Origin of the sequence: Burkholderia orbicola, assembly GCF_900100915.1 — a bacterium.
GTDB classification, from domain to species: domain Bacteria; phylum Pseudomonadota; class Gammaproteobacteria; order Burkholderiales; family Burkholderiaceae; genus Burkholderia; species Burkholderia orbicola.
Genome location: NZ_FNKW01000001.1, coordinates 1,769,957 through 1,789,848, shown reverse-complemented (window position 1 = coordinate 1,789,848; position 19,892 = coordinate 1,769,957). Strand labels below are relative to the sequence as shown.

The 19,892-nt window shown below is 58.6% G+C and carries 14 protein-coding genes, 1 tRNA gene and 3 rRNA genes; 7 read left to right on the top strand and 11 right to left on the bottom strand.

Annotation, left to right across the window (positions count from 1 at the left end; genetic code table 11):
* Nucleotides 1–486: 486 nt before the first annotated feature.
* From BLS50_RS08555 to BLS50_RS08545, 3 genes are all read left to right on the top strand, one after another.
* Nucleotides 487–3,231, top strand: coding sequence for an MrcB family domain-containing protein (locus tag BLS50_RS08555; RefSeq protein ID WP_074801909.1), 2,745 nt, complete (start codon nucleotides 487–489; stop codon nucleotides 3,229–3,231).
* A 3-nt stretch (nucleotides 3,232–3,234) separates the two neighbouring features.
* Nucleotides 3,235–5,520, top strand: a complete 2,286-nt coding sequence (locus tag BLS50_RS08550; RefSeq protein WP_074801906.1) for a DUF2357 domain-containing protein — start codon at nucleotides 3,235–3,237, stop codon at nucleotides 5,518–5,520.
* An 88-nt stretch (nucleotides 5,521–5,608) separates the two neighbouring features.
* Nucleotides 5,609–5,797, top strand: coding sequence for a SymE family type I addiction module toxin (locus tag BLS50_RS08545; RefSeq protein WP_074801903.1), 189 nt, complete (start codon nucleotides 5,609–5,611; stop codon nucleotides 5,795–5,797).
* Between the two features lie 248 nt (nucleotides 5,798–6,045).
* Here the strand turns inward: BLS50_RS08545 and rrf are convergent.
* The 5 genes from rrf to BLS50_RS08520 form a co-directional block, all read right to left on the bottom strand.
* A 5S ribosomal RNA gene (gene rrf / locus BLS50_RS08540) occupies nucleotides 6,046–6,158 on the bottom strand.
* Between the two features lie 151 nt (nucleotides 6,159–6,309).
* Nucleotides 6,310–9,191, bottom strand: a 23S ribosomal RNA gene (locus BLS50_RS08535).
* A 439-nt stretch (nucleotides 9,192–9,630) separates the two neighbouring features.
* Nucleotides 9,631–11,163 (bottom strand): 16S ribosomal RNA (locus BLS50_RS08530).
* The 16S, 23S and 5S rRNA genes sit together here, the layout of an rRNA operon.
* A 592-nt stretch (nucleotides 11,164–11,755) precedes the next feature.
* Nucleotides 11,756–12,286, bottom strand: a complete 531-nt coding sequence (locus BLS50_RS08525; RefSeq protein WP_011544490.1) for a cytochrome b — start codon at nucleotides 12,284–12,286, stop codon at nucleotides 11,756–11,758.
* Nucleotides 12,286–13,371, bottom strand: a complete 1,086-nt coding sequence (locus BLS50_RS08520; protein WP_074802778.1) for a catalase family peroxidase — start codon at nucleotides 13,369–13,371, stop codon at nucleotides 12,286–12,288. The genes BLS50_RS08525 and BLS50_RS08520 overlap by 1 nt, the downstream gene beginning before the upstream one ends.
* Nucleotides 13,372–13,529: 158 nt before the next feature.
* Between BLS50_RS08520 and BLS50_RS08515 the strand changes: the two genes are divergently transcribed.
* Together BLS50_RS08515 and BLS50_RS08510 are read left to right on the top strand one after the other, a co-directional pair.
* The gene (locus tag BLS50_RS08515) at nucleotides 13,530–14,051 is read left to right on the top strand and encodes a sigma-70 family RNA polymerase sigma factor (protein ID WP_060263554.1); all 522 of its coding nucleotides are present in this window, start codon (nucleotides 13,530–13,532) and stop codon (nucleotides 14,049–14,051) included.
* Nucleotides 14,048–14,806, top strand: a complete 759-nt coding sequence (locus BLS50_RS08510; RefSeq protein ID WP_074801900.1) for an anti-sigma factor family protein — start codon at nucleotides 14,048–14,050, stop codon at nucleotides 14,804–14,806. Before BLS50_RS08515 ends, BLS50_RS08510 begins: the two co-directional genes overlap by 4 nt.
* A gap of 589 nt (nucleotides 14,807–15,395) precedes the next feature.
* Here the strand turns inward: BLS50_RS08510 and BLS50_RS08500 are convergent.
* The 4 genes from BLS50_RS08500 to BLS50_RS08485 form a co-directional block, all read right to left on the bottom strand.
* Nucleotides 15,396–15,713 (bottom strand): PX domain-containing protein, encoded by a 318-nt coding sequence (locus BLS50_RS08500; protein ID WP_074801893.1) that lies wholly within the window; start codon nucleotides 15,711–15,713, stop codon nucleotides 15,396–15,398.
* 182 nt (nucleotides 15,714–15,895) lie between these two features.
* Nucleotides 15,896–16,114: an Imm74 family immunity protein gene (locus BLS50_RS08495; RefSeq protein ID WP_256333980.1), complete on the bottom strand. Its 219-nt coding sequence runs from the start codon at nucleotides 16,112–16,114 to the stop codon at nucleotides 15,896–15,898.
* 57 nt (nucleotides 16,115–16,171) lie between these two features.
* Complete coding sequence (locus BLS50_RS08490) at nucleotides 16,172–16,501, bottom strand: hypothetical protein (RefSeq protein ID WP_012492979.1); 330 nt, start codon at nucleotides 16,499–16,501, stop codon at nucleotides 16,172–16,174.
* 31 nt (nucleotides 16,502–16,532) lie between these two features.
* The gene (locus BLS50_RS08485; protein WP_249191961.1) at nucleotides 16,533–16,733 is read right to left on the bottom strand and encodes a hypothetical protein; all 201 of its coding nucleotides are present in this window, start codon (nucleotides 16,731–16,733) and stop codon (nucleotides 16,533–16,535) included.
* Between the two features lie 654 nt (nucleotides 16,734–17,387).
* On the opposite strand from BLS50_RS08485, the gene BLS50_RS08480 reads away from it, so the two are divergent.
* Nucleotides 17,388–17,464 (top strand) — tRNA-Val (locus tag BLS50_RS08480).
* A gap of 321 nt (nucleotides 17,465–17,785) precedes the next feature.
* Entirely contained in the window at nucleotides 17,786–18,301 is a 516-nt protein-coding gene (locus tag BLS50_RS08475) for a DUF2628 domain-containing protein (RefSeq protein ID WP_074801884.1), read from the top strand.
* A gap of 100 nt (nucleotides 18,302–18,401) precedes the next feature.
* Here the strand turns inward: BLS50_RS08475 and BLS50_RS08470 are convergent, their stop codons facing one another.
* Complete coding sequence (locus tag BLS50_RS08470) at nucleotides 18,402–19,283, bottom strand: sigma-70 family RNA polymerase sigma factor (protein ID WP_074802777.1); 882 nt, start codon at nucleotides 19,281–19,283, stop codon at nucleotides 18,402–18,404.
* The gene (locus tag BLS50_RS08465) at nucleotides 19,283–19,759 is read right to left on the bottom strand and encodes a carboxymuconolactone decarboxylase family protein (RefSeq protein ID WP_011544480.1); all 477 of its coding nucleotides are present in this window, start codon (nucleotides 19,757–19,759) and stop codon (nucleotides 19,283–19,285) included. Before BLS50_RS08465 ends, BLS50_RS08470 begins: the two co-directional genes overlap by 1 nt.
* Nucleotides 19,760–19,892: the final 133 nt, after the last annotated feature.

The following is a 19,892-nucleotide window of genomic DNA, read 5'->3' as shown; positions in this document are numbered from 1 at the left end:
CATAGGATCATCCTGAGCTGCGCAGATGCCTCAAAGATCTCGGCACGCCTTCGCACTGCGACACGGGCGAATGTTTCGATCGGCGACGCGAACTGCGGGCCGTTGTAGCGAATCACGTCATAGGTGCTGCTCTGACGGTTGCTGCGCCTCGCAGACGAGGTCGTACACCCAAGTAGCCCGATCATCGTCGCCGCTGCCGACGAACAGCGGACCGACAAATCGCTTGCATGAGGCCCACAAGCCGGAAAGCGCCCTAGCAGCCAGCCCAGGCCCGCGCTATTAGCATGTCGCTCCTCGAGCTTCGATCCGCAATGGAATTGCTCGCGCTACCAATATCCGAGAGAACATGTCACGGCCAACAACGCAAACCTCTCGCGCTTGTACAATTCCGATCTCGAACGACTGTGATCCACAATAGAGTACGAGTTATCTAGCGATGCAACCTTGATTGCATGGCGCCATATTTAGAAACCTACGGGGCAAAGTATGAGCAGGTACTGCGGAGACGATGATCCCAAATCCATCTTGGAAGCGGCTATTCACTGGCGTGATGCGGCGCTCTTAGGTAGCCGCTCAATCCTGACCAATCAACCGCTTTGGACACCGCCGGTTCTCGACTTGCTCGACGAGCACTTCGTACGTAACCCTGATCTCGGAGACGGAAAGTTTCTTGAGAAATTAGAGAGTCAGCTCGCCCCGGCCGCGCACTCCGCGAAGCAACTGGTCGCAGAACTGATGTGGTTGCTGTACCTTTGTCCAAGTAGCCTCACAGCAGCCCACAAACGCAAGACTATCCAGGCTATTTGGTCGTGGTCCGGCGAAACGTTACCAACGGACTCGCGCTGGCTAGATGACGACGTACTCGCAGGTGTCGGGAGCGCCGGCCCCGGCTTCAATCAAAATCAATGGCGCGAGCTCGTCTTCCTGATCAACTTTCTCCGCCGCTTCAGTGAGCTAACCAGCATTCGTCAACTGGAGTTGATCGGAGACGGTTGGGCATTCGATGAATGGCTCCGCCAGGTCCCCGATTGGGAGGCAAGACAGTTTCGTCACATGCTGCTCTTCCTGCTGTTCCCCGACGACTTCGAACGGATCTTTGGGCAGAACGACCGCAAGACTATTGTTCGCCACTATTCAAAGCACGAGCGCCGTGTAGTCAATCGCATGGATCCTGTTCAATTGGATCGCGAACTGCAAGCAATTCGAAAACGTCTTGAAACAGAGCGCGGCACGACGCAGCTCGACTATTACGTGCCCCCGTTGAAGGGAGAGTGGCGTAGCGAGACATTCGCTGCGGCAACAGAGAACGTAACGGCAGAGCACATTCGATTGGCTCTGCACGAAATCGATCAAGAAGGTGTGCCGAAGGACGCGGAATCCACCGGCTACGATTTGATTTATGACGGCAAGCGCTACCCGCCAAAGTTGGTCCTGTCCCTGGCTGTTAAACAAGCAACGGGGGAGCCACTAGATCGTGCAGCTTTCTCCGGAGGCGAAGCTTCGTCCGCCTTCCGGTTGCTGCGACGTCTCGATTTCGAAGTTGAACCCAAAGAGGAATCGTCAGACGGCATTCCGGAGCTACTCAATCGCTTTCTCAAGCAGGCGAGTGATGGAAGGGAACTCGGAACAAGGGGCTACCTCAGCGTATACCGAGATCTAAAAGTTCGAGTGAGTTTTGGTAAAGGCAACTTTGCCCGGATTCCCTGGATCGCGTTTCTTGGCGATGGGCAATCGGTCAACCAAGGCATTTACCCCGTCCTTCTTCTGTACGCGGAGCAGCAGCAATTACTGCTGTGCTATGGAGTGAGCGAAGAAGGTGCTTCCCGATTGAGCTGGGGCGAACTGGCTGGAGTACAAACGGTAAAGGAATGGTTTAAAGGACGATATGGTCGAGTGCCGGATCGCTATGACACATCCTTTGTTCGCGCGACGTACGACCTCACGCAACCATTGCCGATGGCCGAGCTGCAACAGGATTTGGACGATGTAATCGACATTTATAGCCAAGTGCTTGCCGTCAGCGATGACAATGAGCTTTCACAAGTAGTCGAACCAGAGCAATCGGACGAACCGCTTCCGGTTAGAGCAGACCTGCGCGAGGCCATTGATACATTCAGCACCGCGTTACGCGCGAGTGGCGTGAAGTTTGGCGACCATCACGACGGGCTCGTCACATCCTTCATTTCAAGTCTGGTCACCAAGCCGCTGGTCATTCTGACCGGGCTCTCGGGCTCGGGCAAAACGCAAATTGCGATTCGTTTCGGCGAGTGGCTGGGCAAAGATCGGCTTCACGTTGCCGCAGTGCGGCCCGATTGGACGGGCGCTGAAGCGTTGTTCGGATATGAAGACGCGCTTAAACGCGAACTCGATGGGCGCCGTGCCTGGACGGTGCCGGCCCCGTTGGAATTCATCCTAAAGGCGGCAGCTGACCCACAGCATCCGTACCTACTCCTTCTGGATGAAATGAACCTTGCACACGTCGAACGCTACTTCGCTGACGTGCTATCGGGGATGGAGTCCGGTCAACCATGCATTCCGAACCTCCACAAAGGGACGGACGACTGCTGGCGACTGAAAGCTGGTGCTGATAAGCAAATCCCCCTTCCGGCAAACCTGTGGATTGTGGGTACCGTCAACATCGACGAGACGACCTACATGTTTTCACCAAAGGTACTTGATCGCGCCAACACGTTCGAATTTCGTGTGCACTCCAGCGATCTTTCGACTGAAGCCATTAAGCCGCAGCCGTGTGTAGCCGGTGATCAGGAACTAGTGAGAGGATTGCTGAGCATCGCGCAGGACGACAGCTGGCATCGGCAGCGCTCCGGTGACTCGATCATCGAGCTAACGCAGCGCTTGCGGCAACTGCACGAATTGCTGAGCCGTTACAACCTCGAGTTCGGTCATCGCGTCTTCTATGAGGCGATACGATTCGCAACGTTGGTGCAAGAAGCTGGGATCAACAGCCTAGCAGCGATTGTCGATCGGATCGTCATGCAGAAGGTACTTCCCAGACTGCACGGATCACGTAGACGGCTCGAATCGCCGCTGCTGGCGATCGCGCATTTCTGCCGCGACCTGCCAGATTCGGTAGCAGCCGATGACAAGCTACCGACATTAGAAGTCGAAGCGCTACCCGAGCAAGGCGCAGCTCTTCCGATTTCCTATGCCAAAGCTATCCGCATGCTCCGCAGCCTGCGTGCCAATCAATTCGCGAGCTTTACGGAATAAGCCGTGCAAGCTGTTTCAGAAGCTATCGCCCTCCTTCGGGATTCGACCGGAAACATCGCTGCAAAGTTACACGTTGCGGTGTTGCCCCGTCGCTCTGCCGCTCCTCGCGCAACTCTTTGGAGCTTAGACAGCACCGACACGGAAAACGGCTGTTCGGGTACGGTCGAGCTCTTGGAGGGAATGGAATATCGGTACACCTGGGAGACCATCGGCCTTGGCGACGGTCCGCTGATCACGGATCCCGAAGAAGTGTTTCAACCCGATACCTTGGAGGGTATGTCTGGTCGCCTACGGCCAGGGCTTGCCACTGGCACCATACGCGTTGTCCTACGTACCGACATCAGTACACTCGGCCAGCTTGAGCTCGAAGTCCGATCCCGCAAACTCTCATATCACTCGGAGTATCGCTGGATGCTGCGCGATATCGCTGAGCGAATGACCGAACTCGTGATGAACCGCTTCGCCGTGAGCGATGCAAATTTCGAACTCGACGACACCCGTGATGCCGTCACGCTCTATCAACGCTTCACGTTCCTGCGAGCACTGTTCGAAAGCGAAAACTTCCAAGGAGCGCTTCACGAAATCACTCGTCGTCCGCACACCGCGTGGGAAACAACAAACGAAATGGTGCGTGCTGGTGCAGGCATACGAGCGGACTCACATGTCCTTCGGCAATTCGCTAAGGGCGGATCTCGGTCTGCTTGGCCTGACGGGGCGCTCAAGTCCGTCCCGTCCTACTTTGAGCTCGCGCAGACCGAAGCAACACACGACACCGCTCCAAATCGTTTCGTTAAATTTGCCCTGGAGCAATGGCTTCGGATACTTGGCGACATCGATCAAGGTCTTTCCAAGAACCAAACGACACCAGCGACAACGCGCGGACGGCGGGAAATTTCGGTTGTAACGTCTCGGTTAGAAGAAGTGCTGCATCACGACATCTTCACCGACGTTGGACGACTCACGAGATTTCCTGCGGACGATCAAGTGCTTCAGAAGCGCGAAGGCTATCGGGATATCTTCAAGGCCTACGTGGAAACGGAGTTTGCGGCGCGCCTCTCTTGGCAGTCGTCGCCCGACGTATACGGTGCCGGCCAGCGCGATGTCGCAACGCTTTACGAGTACTGGGCGTTCATTCAGCTATCACAGGTGGTGGCCGATCTTGTTGGCCACTCGTTCGACCTGAGTCCGTTGGTACAGACCCGGTTGGACGGATTGACTGTCGGCATCCGGACCGGCGTAGAAACTGTTCTAGCCGGAGAGATCAATCGCCTTGATCGACGCATGCGCGTGGAGCTCTGCTTCAATCGGACCTATCGGCAAGGCTCGGCAGGTATCACATCCTGGACGAGGCCCATGCGACCGGACTACTCATTGTTGATCAGCCCGTCCAACGACGAGCCATCACCTTTTGAACCCATTGCGCTCCATTTCGACGCTAAGTATCGGGTCGATTTTGTTCGAGAAATTTTCGGCGCCGACAATGAAGAGGAAAGCGCCGCCGGTTCCGAATCGCCGACACGCTTACAGCGCGGCGGCCCGCTCCGTGATGACCTACTGAAGATGCACGCATACCGCGATGCTATCCATCGCACCGCCGGGGCATATGTTCTCTATCCAGGTGGCGACGATGAAGGAGACGGCCTCAGATATCCGGAATATCACGAACTTCTGCCAGGACTGGGGGCGTTCGTGTTGCGACCAACAGATACTGGTATTGCGCGTGGCACATCCGCACTACAACGCTTTATCAGTGACGTACTCGATCACGTGGCAGCGCGTTTGACCAGGCACGAACGCGGCCGGTACTGGCTAAGCGAAGCCTACGACACGTCACTCCATGGGCCATCGACGCAATCACTCACTTCACCGTCTCCAGAGGCAAGCGTCCTTCTGGGTTTTGTGAAGAGCCACGAACACTGGAGCTGGATTCAAGAACGGAGGTCGTACAACGTCCGAGCTGGAGGCCGTCGCGGTGGTGTTCACGCCGGCGCAGCCTTACTAAGTAGCCAGCTTCTACTTCTTTACTGTCCGTCGACACAGGAAGTTGCGTTGACGCGCATCGTTTCTGGTGCAGAAGAAGTCTCAGAAACCGGGATGAGCGAATCTGGCTATCCAGCGCCTCGCGGAAACTACTGGTGTGTGCAGATCCAGTGGCTCGCTCATGATCAGTGGCTTCAAAGTCTTTCGCCACACTCGATCGATACCTATGTCGGGAGTCTAGGGCTAGAGTATGGCGAACCCATTAGCGTTCGGTGGAGTGAAATTTTGTCGCTTGCTGACGGACCATAGTCGTTCACGTCAACCGCTCGCCTGACCATCACGGTCAAGCCTGACAACGCCTACGCCTTGATTTCCTGCGGCGAGAACTCAAGAAGGTATGCCGATTGGCCATCCCTCGAATTTTCCATATTTCGAGATGCCCATCAGAGCGCACCGGAAGCTGAACACGACGTATTTCCCGTGGATCAAAATCGCGCGAGTATGGCTTGAGGACGCGGGATTCGAGGCAGGAGAACGCGTCCGGATTACCGTCGAGGACAAGCGACTCATCATCACGCCGATGTGATCGGTGCATTGCCCATGGTGCGCGTCGCAAGTCACCACCGCTAAGGTAGCTCAACACCCGAGACTCGATACCGTTAGTAACTGTGACAAGCGCCGATTGCGATGCAAGCGCAGCGGGCCAGACATTCAGGTCCGCTGCCGTTTAGCCTGTCGGCATGAGCGGCAACCCATACTAGGCGCACTGCACATTTCCATCGCGCAAATGCAAAAACCCCCGCCTTTCGGGCGGGGGTTTCTGGCTTGAGGGGAGCCTGACGATTACCTACTTTCACACGGGAATCCGCACTATCATCGGCGTAGAGTCGTTTCACGGTCCTGTTCGGGATGGGAAGGGGTGGGACCGACTCGCTATGGTCATCAGGCAAAGGGGGTTGTTGCGTTGCTTCGCAGCGCAACCAATCTTGGAAGAAGCAGTAATTAGGTTGTGTGTATCACACACGAGAATCCAACATGTCGCTCTGGATCGCGGCCAGTGCTTTCACACGGCGCCGATCTACAAGGCAGACTTGTTATAGGATCAAGCCTTACGGGCAATTAGTATCAGTTAGCTGAACGCATTACTGCGCTTACACACCTGACCTATCAACGTCCTGGTCTCGAACGACCCTTCAAGGGGATCTAGTCCCCAGGGATATCTCATCTTAAGGCGAGTTTCCCGCTTAGATGCTTTCAGCGGTTATCTCTTCCGAACATAGCTACCCGGCGATGCCACTGGCGTGACAACCGGTACACCAGAGGTTCGTCCACTCCGGTCCTCTCGTACTAGGAGCAGCCCCCTTCAAATATCCAACGCCCACGGCAGATAGGGACCAAACTGTCTCACGACGTTTTAAACCCAGCTCACGTACCTCTTTAAATGGCGAACAGCCATACCCTTGGGACCGGCTACAGCCCCAGGATGAGATGAGCCGACATCGAGGTGCCAAACACCGCCGTCGATATGAACTCTTGGGCGGTATCAGCCTGTTATCCCCAGAGTACCTTTTATCCGTTGAGCGATGGCCCTTCCATACAGAACCACCGGATCACTATGACCTGCTTTCGCACCTGCTCGACTTGTCGGTCTCGCAGTTAAGCACGCTTATGCCATTGCACTATCAGCACGATTTCCGACCGTACCTAGCGTACCTTCGTACTCCTCCGTTACGCTTTGGGAGGAGACCGCCCCAGTCAAACTGCCTACCATGCACTGTCCCCGACCCGGATCACGGGCCAAGGTTAGAACCTCAAACAAACCAGGGTGGTATTTCAAGGACGGCTCCACCGAAACTAGCGTTCCGGTTTCATAGCCTCCCACCTATCCTACACAGATCGGTTCAAAGTCCAATGCAAAGCTACAGTAAAGGTTCATGGGGTCTTTCCGTCTAGCCGCGGGTAGATTGCATCATCACAAACACTTCAACTTCGCTGAGTCTCGGGAGGAGACAGTGTGGCCATCGTTACGCCATTCGTGCAGGTCGGAACTTACCCGACAAGGAATTTCGCTACCTTAGGACCGTTATAGTTACGGCCGCCGTTTACCGGGACTTCAATCAAGAGCTTGCACCCCATCATTTAATCTTCCGGCACCGGGCAGGCGTCACACCCTATACGTCCACTTTCGTGTTTGCAGAGTGCTGTGTTTTTATTAAACAGTCGCAGCCACCAGTTTATTGCAACCCCTTCACCCTCCTGGCGCAGGCCAGTCAAGCTACAAGGGCGTACCTTATCCCGAAGTTACGGTACCAATTTGCCGAGTTCCTTCTCCCGAGTTCTCTCAAGCGCCTTAGAATACTCATCTCGCCCACCTGTGTCGGTTTGCGGTACGGTCATCATTAGACTGAAGCTTAGAGGCTTTTCTTGGAACCACTTCCAATTGCTTCGCTCCCTAGGGAGCTCGCGCCACACCCTTGAATTACGCGCCCGGATTTGCCTAAGCGCCTTCTCCAATGCAGCGACCGGGACTTCCAACACCCGGACAACCTTCCGCGATCCGTCCCCCCATCGCATCTAACAATGGTGCAGGAATATTGACCTGCTTCCCATCAGCTACGCATTTCTGCCTCGCCTTAGGGGCCGACTCACCCTACGCCGATGAACGTTGCGTAGGAAACCTTGGGCTTACGGCGAGGGGGCCTTTCACCCCCTTTATCGCTACTCATGTCAGCATTCGCACTTCCGATACCTCCAGCACCCTTTACAAGGCACCTTCGCAGGCTTACGGAACGCTCTCCTACCATGCGAGCAAAGCTCGCATCCGCAGCTTCGGTATATAGCTTAGCCCCGTTACATCTTCCGCGCAGGACGACTCGATCAGTGAGCTATTACGCTTTCTTTAAAGGGTGGCTGCTTCTAAGCCAACCTCCTGACTGTTTTAGCCTTCCCACTTCGTTTCCCACTTAGCTATATTTGGGGACCTTAGCTGGCGGTCTGGGTTGTTTCCCTCTTGACACCGGACGTTAGCACCCGATGTCTGTCTCCCGTGATTGCACTCTTCGGTATTCGGAGTTTGCTATGGCGGGGTAATCTGCAATAGACCCCCCAACCATGACAGTGCTCTACCCCCGAAGGTGAGACACGAGGCACTACCTAAATAGTTTTCGGAGAGAACCAGCTATTTCCAGGTTTGTTTAGCCTTTCACCCCTATCCACAGCTCATCCCCTAACTTTTCAACGTTAGTGGGTTCGGACCTCCAGTACGTGTTACCGCACCTTCATCCTGGCCATGGATAGATCACCTGGTTTCGGGTCTACGCCCAGCAACTGAACGCCCTATTCGGACTCGCTTTCGCTACGCCTGCCCTATACGGTTAAGCTTGCTACTGAACGTAAGTCGCTGACCCATTATACAAAAGGTACGCCGTCACCCCTTACGAGGCTCCGACTGTTTGTATGCATGCGGTTTCAGGATCTATTTCACTCCCCTCCCGGGGTTCTTTTCGCCTTTCCCTCACGGTACTGGTTCACTATCGGTCGATCACGAGTATTTAGCCTTGGAGGATGGTCCCCCCATCTTCAGACAGGATTTCACGTGTCCCGCCCTACTTGTCGCACACCTAGTTCTTTCATACTGTTTTCGCCTACAGGGCTATCACCTGCTATGGCCGCACTTTCCAGAGCGTTCGGCTAACAATACAAATAAAGAGTGCAAGGCTCATCCCATTTCGCTCGCCACTACTTTGGGAATCTCGGTTGATTTCTTTTCCTGCGGTTACTTAGATGTTTCAGTTCACCGCGTTCGCTTCACATGGCCTATGTATTCAGCCATGGATACTCCAAAAGGAGTGGGTTTCCCCATTCGGACATCTACGGATCAAAGCTCGTTTGCCAGCTCCCCGTAGCTTTTCGCAGGCTACCGCGTCCTTCATCGCCTGTGATCGCCAAGGCATCCACCACATGCACTTGTTCGCTTGACCCTATAACGAGTCTGTCTCATCGACAGTCGCTACAGGTTGAGTTCTCGCGTTGTGCCGTATTCCAATTGATGTCGGTCCGGCGTTAGCGCTTTAGCGCTTACGCAGGCCCCACTCCCGAAGGGAGTAGACCCGAATCATCTTGAGATACATCGATACAATCACAACCCGGATAACTTCCACGTCCATCTCAAGACGCTTCCGCTATCCAAATTACTTACTTCTTCCAGATTGTTAAAGAACGACAGCCGATATCTGTTGATATCCTCTGACTGGCTCAATCGCCAATGACAAAGACTCGAACCAAACTTCATTCGAATGTTTGTCATTGAAGATTATTGAAAGCGGCCGGCATGATAACCGGTTTAAACCGCAGACAGCTAGTCTGTCTTGATCAACAGCCGATAAGCGTGAGCGCTCAACTTGTGCGAGATAGCTCTGGAAAGGAGGTGATCCAGCCGCACCTTCCGATACGGCTACCTTGTTACGACTTCACCCCAGTCATGAATCCTACCGTGGTGACCGTCCTCCTTGCGGTTAGACTAGCCACTTCTGGTAAAACCCACTCCCATGGTGTGACGGGCGGTGTGTACAAGACCCGGGAACGTATTCACCGCGGCATGCTGATCCGCGATTACTAGCGATTCCAGCTTCATGCACTCGAGTTGCAGAGTGCAATCCGGACTACGATCGGTTTTCTGGGATTAGCTCCCCCTCGCGGGTTGGCAACCCTCTGTTCCGACCATTGTATGACGTGTGAAGCCCTACCCATAAGGGCCATGAGGACTTGACGTCATCCCCACCTTCCTCCGGTTTGTCACCGGCAGTCTCCTTAGAGTGCTCTTGCGTAGCAACTAAGGACAAGGGTTGCGCTCGTTGCGGGACTTAACCCAACATCTCACGACACGAGCTGACGACAGCCATGCAGCACCTGTGCGCCGGTTCTCTTTCGAGCACTCCCGCCTCTCAGCAGGATTCCGACCATGTCAAGGGTAGGTAAGGTTTTTCGCGTTGCATCGAATTAATCCACATCATCCACCGCTTGTGCGGGTCCCCGTCAATTCCTTTGAGTTTTAATCTTGCGACCGTACTCCCCAGGCGGTCAACTTCACGCGTTAGCTACGTTACTAAGGAAATGAATCCCCAACAACTAGTTGACATCGTTTAGGGCGTGGACTACCAGGGTATCTAATCCTGTTTGCTCCCCACGCTTTCGTGCATGAGCGTCAGTATTGGCCCAGGGGGCTGCCTTCGCCATCGGTATTCCTCCACATCTCTACGCATTTCACTGCTACACGTGGAATTCTACCCCCCTCTGCCATACTCTAGCCTGCCAGTCACCAATGCAGTTCCCAGGTTGAGCCCGGGGATTTCACATCGGTCTTAGCAAACCGCCTGCGCACGCTTTACGCCCAGTAATTCCGATTAACGCTCGCACCCTACGTATTACCGCGGCTGCTGGCACGTAGTTAGCCGGTGCTTATTCTTCCGGTACCGTCATCCCCCGACTGTATTAGAGCCAAGGATTTCTTTCCGGACAAAAGTGCTTTACAACCCGAAGGCCTTCTTCACACACGCGGCATTGCTGGATCAGGCTTTCGCCCATTGTCCAAAATTCCCCACTGCTGCCTCCCGTAGGAGTCTGGGCCGTGTCTCAGTCCCAGTGTGGCTGGTCGTCCTCTCAGACCAGCTACTGATCGTCGCCTTGGTAGGCCTTTACCCCACCAACTAGCTAATCAGCCATCGGCCAACCCTATAGCGCGAGGCCCGAAGGTCCCCCGCTTTCATCCGTGGATCGTATGCGGTATTAATCCGGCTTTCGCCGGGCTATCCCCCACTACAGGACATGTTCCGATGTATTACTCACCCGTTCGCCACTCGCCACCAGGTGCAAGCACCCGTGCTGCCGTTCGACTTGCATGTGTAAGGCATGCCGCCAGCGTTCAATCTGAGCCAGGATCAAACTCTTCAGTTTAAACCTGTTACTGTTTTCGGTTCGGTTAAGAACCGGTCGCTCACTCAAAGCTGACAGGAATATGAATCACTTCATAAACCTGACTTACTTTAGTGTGAGACTCTTGATACTTTCGCTATCTGATCCGAGGATCAGCTCGCTTTCATCAAGCGCCCACACTTATCGGCTGTTAATTTTTAAAGAGCATTTCTGCGAGAAACTCCGTGTTTCCCAGCAGCGCTGCGTTTTCAGCAGCAGAGAAGCGAGATTATCAACCGTTTTTTGAAACTCGTCAACAACTTTTTTAACTACTTCGTTGCGACGACTGCGGTTTAATTTCACGTGCACTGGAATCGATAAAACCGACTTCAACAGCACCGCTTCCCTCTTCTTCCCCCGCGCCGTGTTTCCGTCAGCGCGAAAGAGGCGTGATTCTATGCATCTGCCCCGGTCTCCGCAACCCCTTTTGTGAAATATTTTTGACATGCTATGGCGGAGACCGCCGAGCCTTCCCAGTGCTCATATATAGGCGACACGGTATAGGCGACACGGCAGGCGCAGCCTCGGTCGCCCTTGAACAGCCCCCGCCGCATCGAACACAACCCTCCGTCGATTACCGCCCCACCATCGCCCTCACCACGCCGTCCCGCCGAATCAGCCCGTGATACAGCGCCGCGGCAAAGTGCGCGAGGAACGTCAGGAAGAAGAGATAGGCCAGCACGCGATGCGCAACCCGAAGCCACGCGAACGTCACCGGATCAGCCGACACCAGCGCCGGGAGCTGCACGCCGCCGCCCAGCGTCACCGGATATCCGCCCGCCGACAGCATCGCCCAGCCGATCAGCGGCATCGCGACCATCAGCGCATACAGCACGAGATGCGAACCGTGCGCAGCCACCTTCTGCCACCACGGCAGATCCTCGGGCAACGCCGGCGGCTTCGACAGCATCCGCACCACGATCCGCACGCACACCAGCACCAGTACGGCCACGCCCAGCGGCTTGTGAATCGCCACCAGGATCTCGTGCCGCCCGGAAACCGACGCCACCATCCCCACCCCGATGAACAGCATCGCGAGGATCATCGCGGCCATCACCCAGTGCAGCACCCGCGCCGGCAAACTAAACGTCGTCGAAGCCTTCATCACCGTCCCTCCCCACTCACTCGCGCCACGCCTGCCACGCCGGCCTCTTCACTCGTGCGCCGCAGATACGAATCCGCATACGCGGCCGAGCGCGCCGCCAGCAACGGATCGCCCGACACCTGAATCCCCTGCGGCAGCACCGTCGGGTCGTAATTCACGTCGCGGCACGGGCCGCTGTCCTGCGCCTCCACGCGGTCGAGCACGAGCGTGCCCGCATCGATCGTCGTGCGCTGCGCGGGCCAGATCTTCGTCGCGTCGTCCACCGGGTCGCCGGGCTCCGCCAGCGTGACCAGCAGCTTCCACTTCTGCGGGCCGGCCGCGATGCGCTGCGTCACGTCCTGTTGCAGTACGTTCGGGTCCGCGGCCGTCGCGACGTCGCCGGCGCCCGCCGTCTGCTCCGGCACGACGCGCCACCGCACCGCCTGGCGCTTGCCGGCCGCGTCGACGAAGTAGAACGCGTTCAGCCCGTAATAGCTTTCGGTGACGTAACTCGCGCTCGGCTTCGCACCCTTCACCCATTGCAGGAACGCGCCCGCTTCCGGATGCGCGCCGAAGAACGCCTTCACCTTCGCCGGGTCCGGCTTGCCCGTCTTCGGATCGGGCCGGGTCGCAAGCGTCTGCTCGTAGAACGCCTGCGGCGTCGCCACTGGAAACACCGGCATCGCATTCATCCCGGTCCGCCATTGCTCGCCGTCCGGCGCGGTCAGCTTCAATGCAAGGCTGCGGATCGGCACGCTGCTGTCCGGCGCGTAAGGATTCCCGCCGGGCAATGCGAAGCGCCCGACCAGCGGCGTGCGCACCGCCTTGAAGAACGGCGCGACCGAATACGCGCTCGCGGCGCCGTTGCCTTCGAAGTAGCCGGTCACGCACACGCCCTTCGCGTGATTGCGCCGGAAGCCCGGATGGATGCCGCTGTTGGTCTGCAGCGCGTCGACGAGCCGGTGCGGGGTCAGACGCGCCGGCGCGAGCCACCCGCCGGCATACCCGAACGCCGCGGCCACGCCGGCCACCGCGCCGCCGATCACGGCCCAGCGCCACCACCCGCGCCCGGGCTCGCGCTGCGGCGAAGAAGAAGATTGCTTCATGAATGCACTCCCGATCGTCAGATCATTGTCGAACGCGCGTAGGACGCCGCCCACGCCGCTTTATTCCACGAAGAATTTTTTCGTATGCTGGAGGGAATAACCGATGCCGGCCGGCGTCCTACGCGGCATCTACGACCCTTTCGGCAACCGGCCTGGCCATGCCCTCCACCGCCCTCGACGACGAAGCATTGCGCGAACTCATCCCCAGGCTGCGACGCTTCGCGCTCTGGCTGGCGCGCGACGTCCACGCGGCCGACGATCTCGTCCAGTCGACGCTCGAGCGTGCGCTGTCGCGCTGGACGAGCCGCCGCGACGACGCATCGCTGCGCAGCTGGCTCTTCACCATCCTGTACCGGCAATTTCTCGACGGCAAACGCAGCGCGAAGCGCTACAACTGGCTGCTCGGCCGCATTCGCGACGACGACGAAGCGCACTGGCCGTCCGCCGAACGCGAATTCGCCGCGCGCGCGACGCTCGAAGCATTCGGCCGGCTCTCGGACGAGCAGCGCAGCCTGCTGCTGCTCGTCGCGGTCGAAGGCTTCACCTATCAGGAAGTCGCCGACCTGCTCGAGGTGCCGATCGGCACGGTGATGTCGCGGCTCTCCCGCGCGCGCCAGGCGCTGCGCCAGCTCAGCGACGGCGAACTCCCTGCTCCTTCCTTGCGGCTGATGAAGAAATGAACACGCCTCCGAACGAACATGACCTTCAGGCCTATGTCGACGGCCAACTCGACGACGATGCGCGCGCCGCGGTCGAGCGCTATCTCGCGCTGCATCCGGAGCGCGCCGAACAGGTGAAGCAATGGCAGCAGGACGCGCAGCGGTTGCGGGCCGCGCTGGAGAGCGTGCGGATGCCGGCGGACAACCCTGCACTCGACCCAGCGACGATTCGCGGCCGGCGGGCCGAGCGCTCGAGGATGCGGTTCGCGATGGCGGCTTCGTTCGTGTTCTGCGTCGGGCTCGGGACCTTCGGCGGATGGCAGGCGCGCGGGTGGAACGCGCCGCCGCCCATCGCGCCGATGAGCGATGCGGTCAAGGCTTACCAGATGATGGTGGTCGATCGGACGGCCAAGGTCGATTACTGGCCGACCGGTGCGGGCGATTTGCAGGGATGGCTCACCAAAGGCGTGGGCGCATCGGCGAAGCTGCCGGATTTGAGCGCGGCGGGGTTCAGGCCGGTCGGTGGGCGGTTGTTCACGACGGACAGCGGCGCCACGGCTGCGATGGTGCTCTATGAGGATGACGCGGGACGGACGTTGAGCTTCTATCTCCGGCCGGCGGAATCGAAACATCGGCTACTGCCGAACGGGCAACGGGTGGATGGCGCGCTGCTGGCGCGGTATGGCTCGGTGAACGGGCTCAACTATGCGGTGGTCGGGCCGGCGGGGAGTCTCGGCGAGAAGGCGGTCGTGCAGGCGCTCGATCAGCAGACTTGAAGTGGTAGGATGCGCGCGCCCGACTGATGGTCGGCGATGGCCGCCAGCGCTTTTTGTGGTGCGGCTCGGCCGGCTTGAACGGGTGCACGCTCACCACTCGAATGCACAGCGTTTCGACTGACTTTCCTCGGCTGTTATTCACACCGAAACCTCGCCGGCACCCTCACCTTTAAAATCACAGGGTTTCGAGTCGCCGCGGAACGGGATATCCACACCTCTCCTGATGGTGCTGCATGCTGACTTCGATGGGTTCGCTCACCTTTGGCATGCACAGCGTTTCTCGTTGTTTTGGGCATCGATATCCACAACCCGGGTGATTGACCGATCGTCTTCGCCGGGTTCGACTCCGCTCACCCGTTGAATGCAGCCGGTTTCGAGTGGCTTCGAGTCAACGATATCCACACGGCATTCGACGTCCGGACGTCGCCGCCGATTCGTTCGCTGCCCTCTTTCATGGTCGGCAAAGCCTTGCCGGGCAACGCATTCAGGCCGACGAGCCCATCGAAACCGGGACGCTCACCGCTCGGATGCACAGGGTTTTAACTGGATCGCGCGCCGGTTATCCACACACCGCCGCTTACGCTTCGGGTCACTTCGTCCCGACTGTCCCGAGAATCTCGCCGGTTTCCGGCGCGATGACGTAGTGGATCGACTTCCCGAGCCGGTTTGCGTTGCCCAGTCCGCGCATGCCCGGAATCAGCTTTGCCACGAACGTGATGGTGACGACATCGTCATCTGGCATGGGGTCCACCGTGGATGCCCTTTTATCCGTGATGCAGATCTCGAAGTTATGCAGATCCTGCCCGGTCGCCGCAAAGTCTTCGTAGGCAGCCTTCAGGCCCAGCAGCGTCGCTGTGTTGAGCGTGACCGAACACTGGTCGACCGTGCCGAAATTCAACGTGCTCATCGTGTTCTCCGAATATCACCGGGCGAAAACTGCCCGCGCTGCCGGATGCGCGCGGCAATGCCCACGGATATCGTGATCCCGTTATCGGGTCCGTGCGGACGGCACATGATCGGTCCCGTTACCTGCTCCCTTTGCAAGCGCCGCTCGCATCACCCTGCTCTTTCCTGGGTGTCGTGACTGGCTCAGGATTCGAAATCAACCGTTGTACGTCGCGACAAAAAATAGTCGGTGATCGCCGAGATCACGGCCTCGCGCGTGGCGTTATCGATCGTCTCGCCATCGCCTTGGGGCTCGACGTACTTCATCGAATCGACATAGACGACGAATGCGGGACCGTTGTCCACGCCGAACGACAATGCCTCGCCAGGCGCCCGCACGGTACGCTTTCCGTCGGACAGCACGATTTCGCCGCGCGACACCATCAGGACCGTGTACGTCATCGCGTTGCCTCGCGTGATTCAGTCATGTCGTTCGACCACGTATTGCGACGGCCCGCGCCATGCAACCGAACGGTAACCACTTCGAACGACACCGATCTCCCTGTAATACTCGACGAGTGCCTGCGGGCTCCAGTCACGGCCCGCGGAGAACAGCGCATCGAGATCGATGAGCGCGGCTACGAGCGCCTGGCGGTCATGGTCGTCTGCGATCGCCCGTTCCCAGCGATCGGATTGTCGAGCGAAGCCCAACTGCTTCAGCACATCGGCGGCAGCTGTCAGCTCGGTCACGACGACCGCAACGCGGCCTGCGATATCCGTCACCAGCATCTCATTGACAGGTGCCTTCATCGATCGCTTCGCCCCGTATCGTCTGCCGTGATCACCCTGCCTCCTTCGTGAGCCATCCAACGATCTTCGCGACGTCCTCGGCGGACAGCATGCCGACACGCTCGACAAACATGCCGTAGTCGAGATCGAACTTCACGTTGAATCGCTCGCCCTCGTAGCGGCAACACAGGACCTCGGCTTCCGGTATCGACACGCGTTGCTCGAACACGATGTCGCCTGGATGGTGCCGCATCCTGCGTACGACCGTATCGATATCGAGTGCCTGGAGACGGGGCGATGAAGCATTTGTCATTTGCCGTGAGCCCGTTCGAGTTCGTCGGACCTTTGCATCCTGGATGCCGGCGATTCTACAGACATGACGGCTCACGCATCGCTCGAGCGCTTCACAGCGTTCCGCTTCGTTGATCCGGACGCTGCACGCAGTGCATATCCTGAGCCGATCACAGTCGACGGACTGTGCTTATCCAAAGGTGTTAACAGGGTTCGTATATATACGTAGTGATAGTTAACAAGCGCTGTGCCCCACAGTGGATAACCTCCGTAACGCACTGAATTTTCAACGCGAACCGAAATGCATAACCCTGGGTGCGCGACGTGAACAGCGTCCGGCAGCACAGAACAACTTTTCGTCGATTCACAGCCGCGCCGACATATCCTCAATCGTTCCACTGTGAATCCAGAGGCTTGCCGGACGGTTATCCAGAGGGCAATGTGGATAACACCGCATCACATCGACGCGTTTTGCTGTGATGCGAACAGGTGAAGCTCACGCTCGCGGCATCGCGAGGCAACATCGATCGTCAGCCCACCGCACACGTCGATTCAAAAAATTTTCACGAAGGGGGTTGTGCTCCCCCAAAACCCTCTCTATAATTCGCGGCTTCTTAGGCTCGTAGCTCAGTTGGTTAGAGCACCACCTTGACATGGTGGGGGTCGTTGGTTCGAATCCAATCGAGCCTACCAACGAACAAAATGAAGGGGTCCGGCAGCACAACTTGCCTACAGGCAACGCGGCTCGCCAAACATACAAACGCCACGCGGCAACTTCGCGTGGCGTTTTTCTTTTCCGGTCCGAAACAACGCAAAGCAACGCATGAAGCCCCGATGCGTTGTGCGATACACGGCCCGGCATCGCATCGTCATCGACCATCCGATCCGCCACACAACTGCCGCTGCACGGCGCGTAGAATCGTCTGCGCATCGACGTGGCCGCTTCGCCCGTCGCCAGATTTCCACCGCATCAGAACAACGACGCGCGATCCGCGCGACTGAGAGCACACGATCATGTCCGAGGTCACGACCGCCGCATCGTCCGCGAGCAACGACGAAATCGCCGCTTACGTCGGCAAGAACGCCGCCTGGTTCGAACGAAAATGGGCGATCGCCGACTCGCGCAAGAGCCGGCAGTCGTGGAACTGGGCCGCGTGCTTTCTCGGCCCGGTCTGGTTGGCGTATCGATGCATGTACTGGCAGGCGGCCGCCGTGCTCGCCGTCACGCTCGGCATCACGCTGATCGAATTGCTGTACTTCCCGGGATACTTCGAATCGAGCGTGCTCGACCCGGCCACGATCGCGATCGCGGTGTCGCTCGGCTGGTACGGGAACGGCCTCTACAAGCGGCACGTCGAGCGCCAGATCGAAAAACTGCGCCCGAACGCGACGTCCCGCGAATCGTTTCTCGCGCTGCTCGAGGCGCAAGGCGGCACGAACTGGCTGGCGGCGGCCGGTTTCGCCGTCGCGACGTCGCTGCTCGGCGTACTGCTGTTCATGATGGGCAACGCCGGAGGTATGCCGTACTGATCGCTGTAGCCGGCAATCGGCAACGCAAGGCGGAAAGAAGAGGGCGCACGGCGCCGTCGCCACGCTTTCACACGGCATACGGCACATGCTCGCGCTGCCCTCAATGCAGATGCTTCAATTTGTCAGGATTCCGCACGACATAGATCGCGACGATCTTGCCGTCGTCGATCTCGAGCGCAGTCGTCTGCAGCTCGCCGTCGGCTTCGAGCGTGACGAAACCCGGCAGCCCGTTGATGAACCCGGCCCGCACGAGCTTCGACGCATGCGTCGCGAACAGCTCGGCCAGGTACGCATGCACCCGCATCACGAGCTCGAAGCCGAATACCGGCTTGCCGGCCGCCGTGCGCTTGCCGCCGCCATCGGAATGCAGGCTCACGTCCTCGGCGAGCATCGCGCCGAGCGCGCGCATGTCGCCGCTGCGTGACGCCGCGAAAAACGCTTCGGCCAGTTCGATCCCGCGCTGCTTCTCGACATGAAAACGCGGTCGCGCCTCGCGCACGTGCGTGCGGGCCCGCGCGGCGAGCTGCCGGCACGCGGCCGGGTCGCGCTGGATCGTCGTGGCGACTTCGTCGAATTCGAGGCCGAACACGTCGTGCAGCAGGAACGCCGCGCGTTCGAGCGGCGAGAGCCGTTCGAGCGCGAGCAGCAGCGGCAGCGTGACGTCGTCCGGTTCGTCTTCCTCGACGACCGGCTCGGGCAGCCACGGGCCGATATAGGTCTCGCGCTGGTGCCGCGCGGATTTCAGCTGGTCGAGGCACATGCGCATCACCATGCGGCGCAGGAACGCCTCGGGCACGCGCACCTCGGTACGGTCGACGTCCATCCAGCGGATGAACGCCTCCTGCACCATGTCCTCGGCATCCGCGACGGAACCGAGCATCCGGTACGCGACGCGGATCAGCGTGCGACGCAGCGGATCGAAGCTCGCCGCCGCGTCGGCCCGTTCGTCGGCGCTGCCGCTGGCCGGGTCGAGATTCGGCATCAGGCCACCATCTTCGCGGCGGCGGCCTTCGCGTCGGCCGGGTCGACCCACAGCCCGAAGCCGACGGCGAGCCGGTTCCAGCCGTTGATCACGTTGATCATCACCGTGAGTTTCACCTGTTCTTCCTCGCTGAAATGGTCGTTCAGCGCCGCGTAGGCCGCTTCGTGCGCCGCATGGCCCTCCGACAGCCGCGTGAGCGCCTCGGTCCAGCCGAGCGCCGCGCGTTCGCGGTCGGTGTAGCAGGGCGCTTCGCGCCACGCGGACAGCAGGTAGATGCGCTGCTCGGTTTCGCCTTGCTCGCGCGCCTCGACGGTGTGCATGTTAAGGCAGTTCGCGCACGCGTTGATCTGCGACGCGCGGATCTTGACCAGCTCGATCAGCGTCGGCTCGAGGCTCCCGGCCGCGGCGACCGACACGGTCATCCAGCTCTTCATCAGCGCGGGGGCGGCGGCAAACGGGTTGAGTTTCGCAGTCATGGTTCCTTCTCCTTTCGTGTGGGTTCCGCCGATATGACGAGCGAACACCCCGCGCGTGTGACATCGACGCGAAAAATTTTTCGCAACCGGGGAAGCGCGCGGCGGAAAGCGAAGAGCGGAGCCACCAGGCAGG